Source organism: Achromobacter sp. D7-1 (assembly GCF_059760445.1).
On the sequence record NZ_JCBAMT010000020.1, the window covers coordinates 16,602 to 32,245 of the forward strand.

The following is a 15,644-nucleotide window of genomic DNA, read 5'->3' on the forward strand; positions in this document are numbered from 1 at the left end:
CGAGGAGGACGTAGCTTCGGATGGACCTACTGGTTATGGCTGAGGGCGTTGGACAGCAAGCGCGCCGTGATATCCACGATGGGAATGACGCGTTCATAGGACATGCGGGTGGGGCCGATGACGCCCAGCGTGCCCACGACCTTGCCGTCCACGCCATAAGGCGCGGTGATGACCGAGACCTCTTCCATCGGCACCAGCTGCGAATCGCCGCCGATGTAGATCTGCACGCCCTGGGCGCGGGTAGACACGTCCAGCAGCTGCAACAGGTCGGTCTTTTTCTCGAACAGCGAGAACATTTTGCGCAGGCGGTCCATGTCGGAGGCGATGTCGGTAACATCCAGCAGCTTGCGCTCGCCGGAGATGACCATGGCATCGCCGTCCTCGGCGGCCTCCGCGCTGGCTTCGACCGCGGCCTGCATCAAGCGCGAGATATCCTCGCGCAGCTGCGCCAGTTCGGTCGACAGCGTCTGCCGCACCGCGTTGAAGGACTTGCCGGCGAAGTGCATGTTGAAGAAATTGCCCGCTTCCAGCAATTCCGCCTCGGCGTAGTCGCGCTGGACGAAAAGAATGCGGTTCTGGACGTCGCCGTCGGGCGTGACGATGATGAGCAGCACGCGCTTGTCGGACAGGCGGATGAATTCGATCTGGCGGAACACCTGGGCGCGCTTGGGCGTCAACACCACCCCCGCGAACTGGGTCAGGTTGGACAGCAGCGCCGCCGCCGCGTTGACGGCCCGGGTGGGTTCGGCGGCCGCCAGCATCTCGCCCATGTTGTGCGGCTCGAGCTGGTAGGACTGCACCGCCAGCAGCGAATCGACGAACATGCGGTAACCCCGCGGCGTGGGAACGCGGCCGGCCGAGGTGTGCGGGCTGTGGATCAGTCCCAGTTCTTCGAGATCCGACATCACATTGCGGATCGTGGCCGGGGACAAGTCGAATACTTTCGATAGCGTCCGCGAGCCGACTGGCTGCCCATCGGCGATATAGCGTTCGATCAACGCTTTCAGTAGTGCGCGTGCGCGGTCATCCATAACAAGTATTTTAGGGAATCTTTTTCAATTGAGGCGATTTTTGTCCCGCAAGCACATATGCGGCCCCATATAATCGGCTAAACCGCCCATTCCGGGCAGGTTTCGGCTTCTGGTCCGGCCTTTTTTGATACGCAAGCAGCCATGCATTTTCCTACCGTAGCCCTGATCGGCAGATACCAGGACACCGGCCTGGACACACCGCTGAGAGCACTGGCCCACGCGCTGACGCAAGCGGGCCGGCAAGTGCTCATCGATGCGGACACGGCGCGCAATACCGGATTGACCGAATACCCCGTCGCTACGCTCGAGGAAATCGGCAAGACCGCGTCGCTGGCCGTGGTCATGGGCGGCGATGGTACCGTGCTGGGCGCAAGCCGCCACCTCGCGCCCTACGGCATGCCGCTGGTCGGCATCAACCACGGCCGCCTGGGTTTCATCACCGACATCGCGCTGCAGGACGCGCATGCTGCGCTGGCGCGCGTGCTCGAAGGCAGCTTCCAGATCGAAGAACGCATGCTGCTGGAAGGCAGCGTGTGGCGCGGCGACCAGAAGATGTATTCCGCATCCGCCCTGAACGACGTGGTGCTGAACCGCGCGGGACGCGGCGGCATGATCGAAGTGCGGGTGGAGCTGGACGGCGCCTTCATGTACACGCAGCGCGCCGACGGCCTGATCATCGCCACGCCCACGGGCTCCACCGCGTACGCGCTGTCGGCCAACGGCCCCATCCTGCATCCCGGCATGAATGCCATGGTGCTGGTGCCCGTGGCGCCGCAAACGCTGTCCAACCGCCCCATCGTCATTCCCGATTCCGGCGTGCTGAACATGACGCTCACGGCCATGGGCCGCGTCGAAGTCGGGGCCAGCGTGCATTTCGACATGCAGACCTGGTCCGACCTGCAGCCGGGCGACCGCATCGTCGTGCAGCGCGCCCCCTATACCATCCGCTTCGTGCATCCCGAAGGCTACAGCTTCTTCTCCACCCTGCGCCGTAAGCTGCACTGGAACCTGATGCCCGAAGCCTCCGACAACGTAGAGTAGTAAGCGCCCCGACATGCTGCGCACCCTGCATATCCGCGACTTCGTCATCGTCGAACAGACCGAGATCCATTTCGGCCCCGGCTTCAGCGTCTTTTCCGGCGAAACCGGCGCGGGCAAATCCATACTGGTGGACGCGCTGGCGCTCGCGCTGGGCGAACGCGGCGACGCCAGCATGCTGCGCGAAGGCGCGCCGCGCGCCGACATCACCGCGGTCTTCGACACGCCCAAGGGGCTGGTCGCCTGGCTGCAAGAGCGCGAGATCGACGCCGACGCAGAGCTGTCCCTGCGCCGCGTCATCGACGCCCAGGGCCGCAGCCGCGCCTACATCAACGGCACGCCGGCCACCGTGGCGCAATTGCGCGAACTGGGCGACAGCCTGGTCGACATCCACGGCCAGCATGCGCACCAAAGCCTGATGCGCGCCGACGCCCAGCGCGACCTGCTGGACGCCCACGGCGGCCATGGCGAACTGCGCAACGCGGTCGGCCAGGCCTGGAAGCAATGGCGCGCGCTGGCGCGCCAGCTGGAAGCCGCAGAAAAGGACGCCGCCAGCCTGGCCACCGAACGCGACCGCCTGCAATGGCAAGTCGACGAACTCGACCAGTTGAACCTCGGCCCCGACGAATGGGACGCGCTGCAGTCCGAACACACGCGCCTGTCGCACTCGCAATCGCTGCTGGACGGCGCCACGCAGATCATTGACGCCCTCGACGGCGAAGGCGACTCCGCGCACCACCGGCTCACGTCTGCCAACCACCGCATCCAGCAGATGCTGCGCCATGACCCCGGCCTGCAAGGCGTGCACGATGAACTGGAATCGGCGCGCATCGCCATCAGCGAGGCCGTGTCGGACCTGAACAACTACGTCAGCCGCGTCGACCTCGATCCGCAGAGACTTGTGGCTGTCGAGGCGCGCCTGGGCCTGGTGTTCGAAACCGCCCGCAAATTCCGTGTCGAGCCCGACGCGCTTTGCGAGCTGCGCGACACGCTGCATGCGCAGCTCAAGGCGCTGCAGGCCGCGGGCGACATCGATGCCCTGCGCGCCCAGGCACAGGCCGCGCAGGCGCAGTACGACGCCGGCGCGGCGAAATTGACGACGGCGCGCCGCAAGGTCGCCAAGGACCTGGGCAAGCAGGTCACGCAGGCCATGCAGACGCTGGCCATGCAGGGCGGCAAGTTCGAGCCCACCCTGGCCGCATCGGCGCCCTCCGCGCATGGCAACGAGCAGGTCGAATTCCTGGTGGCCGGCCATGCCGGCACCACGCCGCGCCCGCTCGCCAAGGTGGCCTCAGGCGGCGAACTGTCGCGGATCTCGCTGGCGCTGTCCGTCATCGCCAGCCGCGCCGCGCGCGTGCCCACGCTGATCTTCGACGAAGTCGACAGCGGCGTCGGCGGCGCGGTGGCCGAGGCCGTCGGCAAGCTGCTGCGCGAACTCGGCGAACGCCATCAGGTCCTGTGCGTGACCCATCTGCCCCAGGTCGCGGCCTGCGCCAACAACCAGTTCCTGGTCAGCAAGGCCGAATCGCGCGGCGCGACCCGTTCCAGCATCGAAGAGCTGGACGCCCCCGCCCGCGTCGAGGAAATCGCGCGCATGCTGGGCGGCATCAAGCTCACCGCGACCACCCGCGAACATGCCCGCGAAATGCTGGCAGGCTTCGGACAGGACTGAAAGGCTCCCTCCGCTCCCGCCAACAACGCCGGGGCGGGTCTGATTTCATCTCGCACACAAAAAAAGCCCCTTCAACCTGAAGGGGCTTTGGATCTCGCATACCCGCTGCGAGCGTAGCCGCGGGCTGGACTACCGGGCCGGGATCAGCGGCCCTTCATGCAGCTGCCGCAAATGCCGTACAACACCATGGCGTGGCTTTCCAGCGCGAAGGCGTTGTCCTTGGCAATCTTTTGCTGACGCTTTTCGATCTCGGGGTCCGAAAACTCGACCACCTTGCCGCAGTTCGTGCAGATCAGGTGATCGTGATGATCGCCGTCGTTGAGCTCGAACACCGCCTTGCCGCTGTCGAACTGGCTGCGGGCAAGAATGCCGGCCTGTTCGAACTGGGTCAGGACGCGGTAGACGGTGGCCAGCCCGATTTCGACGTTTTCGCCGATCAGGGCGCGATAGACGTCTTCGGCGCTCAGGTGCCGTTGATCCGATTTCCGGAAAATATCAAGAATTTTCAGGCGGGGGAACGTCGCCTTCAAACCCATGTTCTTCAGTTCGCTTTGGTCGCTCATGGTGTAATCGCTCTCCGTCCGCGTTGGCATGGGCAGGATAGGTTCACCGCGAGCCGGCTCACCGAAATCATGCCGCCACGCGGAACTATCCTTATGAAACCTTTATGATAACGGTTTTGTCTGCTTCCAAATAATAGGGGCGCGTAGTGTCCATGATTGCACGAATTCCCTCCCGCTCGCTGAAGACCGGCCTGGCGGTGGCCGCCCTGGCCGTCGCCCTGGCCGGATGCTCGGGGGACAAGTGGGGCTTCCCCTACAAAGCCGGCGTCCAGCAAGGAAACTGGATCACCCAGGAGCAGGTGGCCCTGCTGCAGCCCGGCATGACGCGCGAACAGGTGCGCTTCGCCCTCGGCAGCCCGACGCTGACCAGCGTGCTGCACGCCAACCGCTGGGACTACCCCTACTACTACAAGCCCGGTTACGGCGACGCCCAGGAGCGCAAATTCACGGTCTGGTTCGAAAACGACCGCCTGACCCGCTGGGAAGGCGACAAGCAGCCTGACCTGCAGCCATACCAGATCAATACGCCCAACGCCGTCGCCGACGAAAAGGCGGACAAGCGCCTCACGGAGGACGAAGCCCGCCAGAAGGAAGAGGAAGACCAGCGCAAGCGCGACGCCGCCGCACCGGTCAGCCCTCTCAACCAGTATCCTGGCCAGCCGGGCAACGCCCCCGAGCCGCTCAAGTAACACCAAGGACTATCCATGCGTATTGCAATTGCCGGCGCCAGCGGCCGGATGGGCCAGATGCTGATCGAAGCCGTCCTGAACGCCTCCGGGCTGCAGCTCGCCGTGGCGCTCGACCGCCAGGGCTCGGCCGCGCTGGGCCAGGATGCCGGCGCGCCCTTGGGCAAGCAGACCGGCGTGGCCATCACCGATGATCTCGACGCACTGGCCCAGGCCGACTGCCTGATCGACTTCACCCGTCCGGAAGGCACGCTCGAACACCTGCAGGCCTGCGTCAAGCACGGCGTGAACGCCGTCATCGGCACCACCGGTTTCGACGACAACGGCCGCGCCGAGATCGAAGTCGCCGCCCAGAAGATCGGCATCGTCTTCGCGCCCAACATGAGCGTGGGCGTCAACGCCACGCTCAAGCTGCTGGACATGGCCGCGCGCATCCTGAACTCCGGCTACGACGTCGAAGTGTTCGAAGCGCACCACCGCAATAAGGTCGACGCGCCCTCGGGCACCGCACTGAAAATGGGCGAAACCATCGCTTCGGCCTGGAACGTGGCCCTGCCGGACGTCGCCACCTGGAGCCGGCACGGCGATACCGGCGTGCGCAAACCCGGCACCATCGGTTTCTCCGTACTGCGCGGCGGCGACATCGTCGGCGACCACACCGTGTCCTTCTGCGGCATCGGCGAACGCATCGAGATCACGCACCGCTCGGCCAGCCGCGCCACCTACGCGGAAGGCGCCCTGCGCGCCGCCCGCTTCCTGGAAGGCAAGCACAACGGCCTGTACGACATGCAGTCCGTGCTGGGCTTCTGAGCCGCCCTCCCCGACAAAAAAAGGACCCCGCGGGGTCCTTTTTCTTGCCAGGCCGAAACAGCCTCACACCACCACGGGTTCCGGCTCCAGCCGCACGCCATAGCGCTCGGACACCGCTTCCTGGATGGCATGCGCCAAGTCCATGATATCGGCTGCCGTCGCCCCGCCGCGGTTGACCAGTACCAGGGCCTGGCGCTCGTGCACACCCGCAGCCCCCAGCGTGCGGCCCTTCCAGCCGCACTGGTCGATCAGCCAGCCAGCCGCCAGCTTGTAGCCGCCATCCGGCTGGGCGTATGACACCAGGCCGGGAAAACGGCCGAGCAAGGCGTCGCGCACCTCGGACGATACGATGGGATTCTTGAAAAAGCTGCCCGCATTGCCCGTCACCGCCGGATCGGGCAGCTTGGCGCGGCGGATCTCGCATACCGCGTCGAAGATATCGCGCGCAATCGGCGCGCCTTCTGCCAACCGCGCATGGCGCTGCAGGTCGGGGTAAGCCAGCACCGGCCGCCAGGGCCGCGGCAAGGCGAAACGCACGCTGACGATGACCCACCGTCCCGGTTCATCGTGCTTGAACACGCTGCCGCGATAGGAAAAACGGCAATCGGCCGCGCTCATTTCGACCAGACGGCCCGCGCGCACATCCCAGGCGGTCAGGCCATGGAAGCGCTCCTGCAGCTCGACACCGTAGGCGCCGATGTTCTGCACTGGGGCCGCGCCCACCGTGCCCGGAATCAGCGCCAGGTTCTCCAGCCCGTCCCAGCCCTGCTTTACGCAGCTTTCGACAAAGCCGTGCCAGGTCTCGCCGCCTGCCGCCTCGACCAGCCAGGCATCGGACCGGGCTTCCAACAGGCGCACGCCCTTGAAGGCGACCCGCGCCACCAGCCCCTGCACCTGGCGCGGCAGCACCAGATTGCTGCCGCCGCCCAGCACCAGCAGGGAGGACGCCGCGCGCGCCAGTTCCGTTAGCGCTGGCAACTGCGCCGGATCCTCCAGGGCCACAAAGGCCCCGGCCCGCGACTCCAGCCCCAGCGTGTTCAGCCGGGTGAGATCCTGGCTGACGGGGAACAAGGCGGGGGACGGATGGGCTGGGACGGGCGAATTTGACATGGATGCTGCGGATTGCTATAGTTTCTGTCTTCGCTCATATTACTTGATTGAGTGCTTGCCCTGAGTTTCGGGTCTTGTTCGAAAGCTGCTCGCAGTGAACAAAGCCAAAAAAGCACAGGCCAAGACAAGCTCAAAAAAATCATGTAAGATGCGCGCCTTCTGATCGATAACCAAGTTGATCAGAGTGAATAAGAAAACAGGTTCTGGCTGTTTCAAGTGCAGAACCCATGCGGGAGTAGCTCAGTTGGTAGAGCGCAACCTTGCCAAGGTTGAGGTCGCGAGTTCGAGACTCGTCTCCCGCTCCAAATTTTGATTTCCAGATCCTTTCTGGAAATCCTTGAGAAAGGGCCTTCGGGTCCTTTTTTCATTTCCGCGCCCGCATCGGGCACCTTCCCGCACAGCGCCGCCGCGCCCTCCCCGCCCCCCCCCCAAGAGTCCGCGCTCCTCTGCGGCCTATGACGTACATATCTATGTCCTGCGTCATTCATCCTGGACGTTAGGACAATATTCGTGGATTCGCGGAAGTCCACGCCTCGCTCCGCTTGCGTACCATGCATTACGTCCTAGGACAAATAAGATGGCGCGGTGGCAGAGTGGTCATGCGGCAGATTGCAAATCTCCTGAGGTTGGTTCGATTCCAGCCCGCGCCTCCAAGATCGGCCTGGCGATTCTCCCCTTCAAGCCGGAATCGCCAGGGCATCCGCCCTGGCGGCATACGAAGGAGATCGCCTTGATTCAAGTCACCCTGTTCCACGACGGCTGCAACCTCTGCCTGAGCATCGATCGCAATATAGCGGCGGTGTTCACGACGCCACAGCATCGCTACGAATCGTTCGACCTCGCGCGGCAACCCGAACACGCCGCACGGGCCCGCGCCCTGGGCATCACCCGCCTGCCGTCCCTCGTCATCGACGGCCGCGTGCTGCGCCTGGAAGACCACTCCCCCATCGAGCACTACGCCTGAACCCCACGTGGCCGGATCCGGGCCCGCTGCGATGCACCCGCTCTTGAAGGCCGCTGCCACGTCAACAACGCAAGGAGCCCATCATGAGCAAACTCACCACCGCATTCGGCGCCCCCGTTCCCGACGACGACAACACCATGACCGCCGGTCCGCGCGGGCCTGCGCTTTTGCAGGACGTCTGGTTCCTGGAGAAGATGGCGCACTTCGACCGCGAGGTGATACCGGAGCGGCGCATGCACGCCAAGGGCGCAGGCGCCTTCGGCACGTTCACCGTGACCCATGACATCACGCGCTACACCAAGGCCAGGATCTTCAGCCAGGTCGGCAAGCGAACCGACATGTTCGCGCGATTCTCCACCGTGGCCGGAGAACGCGGCGCGGCCGATGCCGAGCGCGACATCCGCGGCTTTGCCCTCAAGTTCTACACCGAAGAGGGCAATTGGGATCTGGTCGGCAACAACACGCCTGTCTTCTTCGTGCGCGATCCGCTAAAGTTTTCCGACCTGAACCGGGCCGTCAAGCGCGATCCACGCACGGGCATGCGCAGCCCGCAGAACAACTGGGATTACTGGACCCTGCTGCCCGAGACCCTGCACCAGGTGACGCTCATCATGGGCGACCGCGGCATTCCGAAGAGCTATCGCCATATGCACGGGTTCGGCAGCCACACCTATAGTTTCATCAACGCCGCCAACCAGCGGTTCTGGGTCAAGTTCACCTTCAAGACCCAGCAAGGCATCCAGAACCTGACGGACGCCGAAGCCGGCCAGGTCATCGCAGCGGACCGCGAAAGCAACCAGCGCGACCTGTACGAAGCGATCGAACGGGGCGAATTCCCGCGCTGGACCCTGTACGTGCAAATCATGCCCGAGGCCGAGGCCAATACCTATCATCTCAATCCCTTCGACCTGACCAAGGTCTGGCCGCACAAGGACTATCCGCTGATCGAGGTCGGCGTCCTGGAGCTCAACCGGAATCCGGAGAATTTCTTCGCCGAGGTCGAACAGGCCGCGTTCAGCCCCGCGGTGATCGTGCCCGGCATCGGGTTCTCACCGGACAAGATGCTGCAAGGCCGTCTGTTCTCGTATGGCGACACGCAACGCCATCGCTTGGGCGTGAACTATCCGCAGATCCCGGTCAACGCGCCCCGCTGTCCGTTCCATAGCTACCACCGCGACGGGGCCATGCGCGTGGATGGCAACGGCGGCAGCGCGCCCGCGTACACGCCCAACAGCCATGGCGCCCTGCAGGCGCAGCCGGACTACTCCGAACCGCCACTGGACCTGAGCGGCGCCGCGGCCCGTTGGAACCACCGGGAAGATGCCGACTATTTCTCCCAGCCCGGCGACCTGTTCCGCCTGATGGCCGCGGACGAAAAACAAAGGCTGTTCGAGAACACCTCCCGCGCGATCCGCGGCGCGTCCGGGGAAATCATCGAGCGCCACATCGCCAACTGTGCCCAGGCCGATCCGGCGTACGGGCAAGGCGTGCGCGAGGCGATCGCGGCGCAGACTGATTTGGACGGCCCGCGAGCCGCCCCCTAGGTTCAAAAAACATCAACCAACACGCCACGGATAGCCGATACACTGAACTCTCCCATAGCCGGTATAAAAACAGGCGCGCGGCGTTTACCAGCGCGGCCCTCGGAGACTCAGGTGCTTGGATCCCAGTTGATTATCCGTACGCTGCATCGCCTGGGCGTCAAGACCATCTTCAGCCTGTCCGGCAATCAGATCATGCCGCTCTACGATGCCTGTATCGACGCAGGCATCCGCATCATCCACGTGCGGCATGAGGCGGCCGCCGTCTTCATGGCGGACGCCTGGTCCCAGATCACCGGCGAACTCGGCGTCGCGATGCTGACTGCGGCGCCGGGCATCACCAACGGCCTGGCGCCGCTGTATTCCGCGTCGCAGGCGGAAAGCCCCATCCTGCTCATCTCCGGCGACTCCTCCGTTGCCGAGGACGGCATGGGCGCCTTCCAGGAACTGGACCAGGTCGGCATCACTCGTCCGCTGACCAAGCTTTCGCTGCGTCCGCGGACCGCGCAGGAACTCTACCCCGCGCTCGAAAGCGCGGTGGCGCAGGCGCTTGCGCCCCGGCGCGGGCCGGTGCATCTGGCCCTGCCCTTCGACCTGATGACCGCCGAGACCGGCTTGGCGGAGCTTCCCGCCGCAGCGCAGAGCCGCGAGGCCGTCCCAGCGGACGCAGCCGGCATGGAAAAGCTCGCCGCGCTGGTGAATACCGCGCAGCACCCCATGATGCTGGCCGGCCCCACAGGCGCGCGCGCCCACATGCGTGCCGTCCGCGAGATGCTGGAAGAAGCGCTTGCAATGCGCGTCATCCCCATGGAAAGCCCGCGCGGCCTGAAGGATCCTTCGCTCGGTTCCCTGGCCGCGCTCATGCCACAGGCGGACCTCATCGTGCTGGCAGGCAAGTCCCTGGACTTCACGCTGGGCTTCGGCGGCACGGGCGCGCTGGGCAAGACTGCCCAGGTCGTAGCGATCGACCCGGATCCCGCCATGCTGGAACGCGCGAGCCGCCTGTTGGGCGAACGACTGGCCCTGGCTTTACAGGGCGATCCCTATGCCGCACTGTCCGCGATGCGTGCCACACCAGCTCCGGCCGAGCGCCCCCCATGGCGCGCGCGCGTGGACGAAGCGCTGCGCAACCGGACCACACTGAATGCCGCCGCGTCCGCCGCCGGCGCATTGGGACCGCGCGCGCTTTGCGAGACGGTCCAGGCGTTTCTCGCCTCCGCCCCGAATCCCATCCTGGTCTGCGACGGCGGCGAGTTCGGCCAGTGGGCGCAGGCCTACTGCCAGGCGCCGGTGCGCATCATCAACGGCATGTCCGGCGCAATTGGCGCGGGCATCTGCTACGCGATCGCCGCCAAGATCGCGCAGCCCGATGCGACCGTGGTGGTCCTCATGGGCGATGGCACCGCAGGCTTCCACCTGATGGAGCTGGACACGGCGGTGCGCGAACAGGCCGCGATCATCGCCGTGATCGGCAACGACCTGCGCTGGAACGCGGAACATCTGATCCAGATGCGCACCTATGGTCCGAACAGGCTGATCGGCTGCGAACTTGCGCCGACTGCGCGCTACCACGACGTCGCCGCAGCGCTCGGCGGGGCAGGCTTTGCCGCGCAGGACAGCGACGGTCTGGCCACCGCGCTGGGCATGGCGGCGAACAGCGGGCTGCCCGCCTGCATCAACGTTTCCCTGGCGGGCGAGCCCGCCCCGGTTTTCAGCGCATCAACGCAGTCCGCGACCGGTCATTGACCTCGAGGCATCGAGCACAGCTGCAGTCCGGTTACGTCCCTTAGCACGACAGGAGACTTCCCATGATCAGCCCTACCGGCCGTTGGCCGGGCGCGTTCGCTCGCGCCGCGATTTGCATGCTTGCCACGCTTCCCGGCCTGGCGAACGCCCAGGCCTATCCCGCCAAACCGATCCAGCTCATCGTTCCGTTCAGCGCCGGCGGCGACGCCGACATGGCGGCCCGCAATCTGTCCGCGGCCGCGCAAGGCGTGCTCGGCCAGCCCATCGTCGTGGTCAACAAGGCCGGGGCGAACGGCGCTATCGGCTCGGCCGCCGTGAAGAACGCCGCCCCCGACGGCTACACGCTGCTGATGGGCCGGATAGGCTCCCAGGTCCTGTTGCCCGCGCTGCAGCCCAAGACCACGCCCTATACCTCGAAGGATTTCACCTTCATCGGCTTGCTGGAGTTGAATCCGGTGGTCTGTGTCGTCCACCCGGACAGTCCCTACAAGACGATCCGCGACCTGGCGCAGGCGATGAAGGCGCAGCCCGGCAAGCTCAACTACAGCCATTCCGGCCCGGCTACGGTGCAGAACCTCGCGCCCCAGCTGCTGCTGAGCAGCCTTGGCCTGAAGCCCGATGCCGTGGTCAGCGTGCCGTACAAGGGCGGCAATGAGGTCGCGCTGGCGGTCCTCAGCAAGGACGCCGACTTCGCCTGCAACAACCTGAGTTCAATGACAGGCATACTCGCCAGCGGCAAGCTGCGCGCCCTGCTGACGACCACGCCTGAACGCCTGGCACAATTTCCCGACATACCGACCGCCCGCGAGCTGGGGCTGCCTCAGCTCGAAGCGGTCATAGGCTGGAGCGGACTGTTCGGGCCGCCCGACATGAATTCCGAGGCCGTGGCCAAATGGGCCGCCGTGCTCAAGCAGATCTCGCAGGATCCGAAATGGATCGCCGGCAACGCCAACTTCGGCGGCATCCCCCACGTCCTGTCGCCCGCCGAGACGGAAAGGTACGTCAACCAGGGCGCCGCGATCTACGCCGACCTGGTGGCCAAGGCCGGGCTGCAGGTCAATTAGCCTGCCTCGCTCCCCGCTCCTGGCGGCCCGCCTAGTCCAGCGGACGCCGGGATCGCCTCGCGCAGGTAGCCGACGAACGAGGATACGGTCAGGGGCACGCGCGGCGTGTAGGGCCTGACCGCGTATAGCCGCTCCGCGTAGTCGCCCACCACCCGCCAGCCGTGCAGTACTTCGACCAGGGCTCCGCTGCGCAAGGCCTGGTTGGCGCTGAAATCCGGCAGCAGCGCGATTCCCAGGGATCCAGCCGCCACCTCTCTCAGCACTTCGCTGTTGTTGGCCGTGAAGCTGCCGCGTACCGGCACCGCCACGCGCTTGTCCCCGTCACGCGACTCGAACGACCAGGTAGCGCTGCCGCTGCGCCGCAGGTAATGCAGGCAATTGTGGGCCGCCAGATCCATTGGTATCTTCGGCGTGCCGTTCCGCGCCAGGTATTCCGGGGTGGCAACCAGTACGGAGCGCGTCTCGCAGATGACCGAGGCAACATGCGTGTCCGGCACGCCGGCCACGTGCCGGATCGCCAGGTCGAAACCTTCGGTCGCCAGGGACGCCAGATGGTCGCTGAGTTCCAGCTGGATCCGCACGTCGGGAAAGCGCTTCAGGAATTCCGGTATCAGCGGCGCAATGACCTGACGCCCCAGGGCCACGGGCGCGGTCACGGACAGCACGCCGCGCGGCCCCTCGGACAGATCCCGCACGGCCGAGAAGCCTTCCTCGATGCGCAGGAAAGCCGCCGCGGTCTGGTCGACCAGGCTCTGCCCCGCCTCGGTCAGGCCGACGCTGCGGGTGGTGCGGCGCACCAGGGGCACGCCAGCCGCCTGCTCCAGCTCCACGATGCGCTGGCTCACCGAGGCCTTGCTGATCTGCAGGCGGCGCGCGGCCGCCGTGTAGCTGCCGGTATCGGCCAGCACCCCAAGGCAATGGATATGCGACCACAGATCTTCCAGACGCCTGGTTTTCGTCATGCCCTGCTCCATTGTTCGAAACATCAAACACTGATTCCAGCCCTCTGGTCTCGACGGCCGGACGGCAATGCGCGACATTGCCAGCTCCAGAACACCATGCATGAGCACAGGAGCCAGCCATGACCGCAAGCAATGCCAGCGCCCAATCCCGCGATGCCGGACACTACATCGGCGGCAGCCTCGTCGATGGGACTGGCAGCCGCCAGCCCGTCTACAACCCGGCCACGGGCGTCGTCGCCAAGCAGGTGGCCCTGGCCACGCCCGACGAGGTAAACCGCGCCGTGGCCAGCGCCCGGGCGGCATTTCCGCAATGGGCGGACACTCCTCCCATCCGCCGCGCCCGCGTGCTGTTCAGGTTTCTTGAACTGATGAACAAGCATCGCGATGAACTGGCCCACCTGATTACCGCCGAGCATGGCAAGGTTTTCAGCGACGCGCAAGGCGAAGTCACCCGCGGCATCGACATCGTCGAGTTCGCTTGCGGCGTCCCCCAGCTCCTGAAGGGCGCTCACACCGAGCAGGTTTCCACCGGCATCGACAACTGGACGCTGCGCCAGCCGCTAGGCGTGGTGGCGGGCATCACGCCGTTCAACTTCCCGGTGATGGTGCCCATGTGGATGTTCCCCGTGGCCATCGCGGCGGGCAATACCTTCGTGCTCAAGCCCAGCCCCACCGATCCCAGCGCCTCCCTGCGCATCGCCGAGCTGCTGAGCGAGGCCGGCCTGCCGGATGGCGTGTTCAACGTGGTGCAGGGCGACAAGGTGGCGGTAGACGCGCTGCTGGAACACTCGGACGTGAAGGCGATCAGTTTCGTGGGCTCCACGCCTATCGCCAACTACATCTACGAGACCGGCGCCCGCCACGGCAAGCGCGTGCAGGCCCTGGGCGGCGCCAAGAATCACATGGTCGTGATGCCGGACGCCGACATCGACCAGGCGGTCGATGCCCTGGTCGGCGCCGGCTACGGCTCGGCCGGCGAGCGCTGCATGGCGATCAGCGTGGCGGTGCTGGTGGGCGACGTGGCCGACCGGTTGCTGCCCCGGTTGATCGAGCGCACCAGGACGCTGAAGGTGCTGGACGGCGAGAACCCCGCGGCCGAGATGGGTCCCATCGTGACCCGGGCCGCTCACGAACGCATCAGCGGCTACATCGACCTAGGCGTGCAGGAAGGCGCGCAGCTACTTGTGGACGGCCGCGGTTTCCAGGGCTCGCAAGCGGGCGCAGGCTGCGGCGACGGCTTCTGGATGGGCGGCACACTGTTCGACCACGTCACGCCCGACATGCGCATCTACAAGGAAGAAATCTTCGGCCCGGTGCTGGGCTGCGTGCGCGTGAAGGACCTGAAAGAGGCAGTGGATCTCATCAACGCCCACGAATTCGGCAACGGCGTGGCCTGCTTCACCCGCGACGGCAACGTCGCGCGCGAGTTCGGCCGGCGCATCGAAGTCGGCATGGTGGGCATCAACGTGCCCATCCCGGTGCCCATGGCCTGGCATGGCTTCGGCGGCTGGAAGCGCAGCCTGTTCGGCGACATGCACGCCTATGGCGAGGAAGGCGTGCGCTTCTACACCCGGCAGAAGTCCATCATGCAGCGCTGGCCGGAGAGCATCGGCAAGGGCGCCGAGTTCGCCATGCCGACGGCCAAGTAGCAGGCGTCCGCATCACGAGGGCGAGACCCAGCCGCGATAGATGGCGCCCGCGCCAGCTATCGCGAGCAAGAGGAAAATGGCCCGCTTCAGCAGTTCCGGAGACACCCGGGCCCTGAGGCGGGAACCGCCATAAAGGCCGATCAGGGCTACCGGCAGCAGTACGGCGGCGGCAGACAGGATTTCCGGCTGCGCGTACAGTCCGGCGGCGCCGAAGGCCGCTGCCCGGATAAGCCCGCTGGCCAGGATGACCACCGAGATCGTGGCGCGGAACTGATCCAGCGCGTCCAGCCGGCGCGACAGATAGATGGTGTAGATCGGCCCCCCGGTCCCGAACAGCGCGCTGAAGATGCCGCCGAACACGCCGAACGGCAACGCCCAAAAAGTGTTCAACGGCGCCGCCGTCTTCGCCCGCGCGCCGCGCAGGCCCTTGATGCACACGGCCAGTACGAAGCTGCCCAGCAGTATCAAGGGCCAGCGGGCGCCGGCATTGTGCAGCAGCGTGACGCCCAGGCCTATCCCTAGCAGCAGCCAGGGAAACAGCCGCTTGAGCTCGACCAGGGACACGCGCCGCCAGTTGCTGCCGCCCACCAGCGCGGTGCAGGCCAGGTCGAACAGCACCACCAGCGGCACGGCAAACTGCAGGGGCATGAACTGGACCAGGACCGGCACGGCCACCATGGCCGCGCCGAATCCTGTCATCCCGAAGACGACGTAGGCGACCAAGACGACAGGAGCGGCGACAACAAGGGAATCGGGCGGCATGATGCGTGCAAGGTGAGCATGAAAAATAAGGGCGGGCCAGTGAGCG

Annotated in this window: 14 protein-coding genes and 2 tRNA genes; 11 read left to right on the forward strand and 5 right to left on the reverse strand. The window is 65.8% G+C overall.

Annotation, left to right across the window (positions count from 1 at the left end; translation table 11 throughout):
* Positions 1-26 precede the first annotated feature (26 nt).
* Positions 27-1,031 (reverse strand): heat-inducible transcriptional repressor HrcA, encoded by a 1,005-nt coding sequence (gene hrcA / locus AC6LKD_RS11240; RefSeq protein WP_013391858.1) that lies wholly within the window; start codon positions 1,029-1,031, stop codon positions 27-29.
* 141 nt (positions 1,032-1,172) lie between these two features.
* Here hrcA and AC6LKD_RS11245 point away from each other — a divergent pair, with 141 nt between their 5' ends.
* Together AC6LKD_RS11245 and recN are read left to right on the forward strand one after the other, a co-directional pair.
* The gene (locus tag AC6LKD_RS11245) at positions 1,173-2,072 is read left to right on the forward strand and encodes an NAD kinase (RefSeq protein ID WP_013391857.1); all 900 of its coding nucleotides are present in this window, start codon (positions 1,173-1,175) and stop codon (positions 2,070-2,072) included.
* A gap of 13 nt (positions 2,073-2,085) precedes the next feature.
* Positions 2,086-3,741, forward strand: a complete 1,656-nt coding sequence (recN, locus tag AC6LKD_RS11250) for a DNA repair protein RecN (RefSeq protein ID WP_013391856.1) — start codon at positions 2,086-2,088, stop codon at positions 3,739-3,741.
* A gap of 143 nt (positions 3,742-3,884) precedes the next feature.
* On the opposite strand, the gene fur is transcribed toward recN, so the two are convergent.
* Positions 3,885-4,304 carry a ferric iron uptake transcriptional regulator gene (fur, locus tag AC6LKD_RS11255; RefSeq protein ID WP_013391855.1) on the reverse strand — a complete coding sequence of 140 codons (420 nt, stop codon included), beginning with the start codon at positions 4,302-4,304 and terminating at the stop codon, positions 3,885-3,887.
* Positions 4,305-4,456: 152 nt separating this feature from the next.
* On the opposite strand from fur, the gene AC6LKD_RS11260 reads away from it, so the two are divergent.
* Entirely contained in the window at positions 4,457-4,993 is a 537-nt protein-coding gene (locus AC6LKD_RS11260) for an outer membrane protein assembly factor BamE (RefSeq protein ID WP_013391854.1), read from the forward strand.
* Positions 4,994-5,008: 15 nt separating this feature from the next.
* Positions 5,009-5,800 (forward strand): 4-hydroxy-tetrahydrodipicolinate reductase, encoded by a 792-nt coding sequence (gene dapB, locus AC6LKD_RS11265; RefSeq protein ID WP_013391853.1) that lies wholly within the window; start codon positions 5,009-5,011, stop codon positions 5,798-5,800.
* A gap of 63 nt (positions 5,801-5,863) precedes the next feature.
* Here the strand turns inward: dapB and murB are convergent, their stop codons facing one another.
* Positions 5,864-6,910, reverse strand: a complete 1,047-nt coding sequence (gene murB, locus AC6LKD_RS11270; protein ID WP_498116222.1) for a UDP-N-acetylmuramate dehydrogenase — start codon at positions 6,908-6,910, stop codon at positions 5,864-5,866.
* A 229-nt stretch (positions 6,911-7,139) separates the two neighbouring features.
* Between murB and AC6LKD_RS11275 the strand changes: the two genes are divergently transcribed.
* The 6 genes from AC6LKD_RS11275 to AC6LKD_RS11300 all read left to right on the forward strand — a co-directional run bounded on the left by AC6LKD_RS11275 (position 7,140) and on the right by AC6LKD_RS11300 (position 12,225).
* A tRNA-Gly gene (locus tag AC6LKD_RS11275) sits at positions 7,140-7,215 on the forward strand.
* Positions 7,216-7,489: 274 nt separating this feature from the next.
* Positions 7,490-7,563 (forward strand) — tRNA-Cys (locus tag AC6LKD_RS11280).
* A 77-nt stretch (positions 7,564-7,640) separates the two neighbouring features.
* Positions 7,641-7,874, forward strand: a complete 234-nt coding sequence (locus AC6LKD_RS11285) for a hypothetical protein (protein WP_013391851.1) — start codon at positions 7,641-7,643, stop codon at positions 7,872-7,874.
* An 83-nt stretch (positions 7,875-7,957) separates the two neighbouring features.
* Complete coding sequence (locus AC6LKD_RS11290; RefSeq protein ID WP_498116224.1) at positions 7,958-9,418, forward strand: catalase; 1,461 nt, start codon at positions 7,958-7,960, stop codon at positions 9,416-9,418.
* Positions 9,419-9,544: 126 nt separating this feature from the next.
* Positions 9,545-11,161, forward strand: coding sequence for a thiamine pyrophosphate-binding protein (locus AC6LKD_RS11295; protein ID WP_498116226.1), 1,617 nt, complete (start codon positions 9,545-9,547; stop codon positions 11,159-11,161).
* 62 nt (positions 11,162-11,223) lie between these two features.
* Complete coding sequence (locus AC6LKD_RS11300) at positions 11,224-12,225, forward strand: Bug family tripartite tricarboxylate transporter substrate binding protein (protein WP_492276095.1); 1,002 nt, start codon at positions 11,224-11,226, stop codon at positions 12,223-12,225.
* On the opposite strand, the gene AC6LKD_RS11305 is transcribed toward AC6LKD_RS11300, so the two are convergent.
* Positions 12,222-13,187 carry a LysR family transcriptional regulator gene (locus AC6LKD_RS11305; protein WP_013391847.1) on the reverse strand — a complete coding sequence of 322 codons (966 nt, stop codon included), beginning with the start codon at positions 13,185-13,187 and terminating at the stop codon, positions 12,222-12,224. The two genes, AC6LKD_RS11300 and AC6LKD_RS11305, sit on opposite strands and share 4 nt — an antisense overlap.
* A gap of 119 nt (positions 13,188-13,306) precedes the next feature.
* Between AC6LKD_RS11305 and AC6LKD_RS11310 the strand changes: the two genes are divergently transcribed.
* The gene (locus AC6LKD_RS11310) at positions 13,307-14,836 is read left to right on the forward strand and encodes a CoA-acylating methylmalonate-semialdehyde dehydrogenase (RefSeq protein ID WP_498116228.1); all 1,530 of its coding nucleotides are present in this window, start codon (positions 13,307-13,309) and stop codon (positions 14,834-14,836) included.
* A gap of 12 nt (positions 14,837-14,848) precedes the next feature.
* On the opposite strand, the gene AC6LKD_RS11315 is transcribed toward AC6LKD_RS11310, so the two are convergent.
* Entirely contained in the window at positions 14,849-15,598 is a 750-nt protein-coding gene (locus AC6LKD_RS11315; protein WP_498116229.1) for a sulfite exporter TauE/SafE family protein, read from the reverse strand.
* Positions 15,599-15,644: the final 46 nt, after the last annotated feature.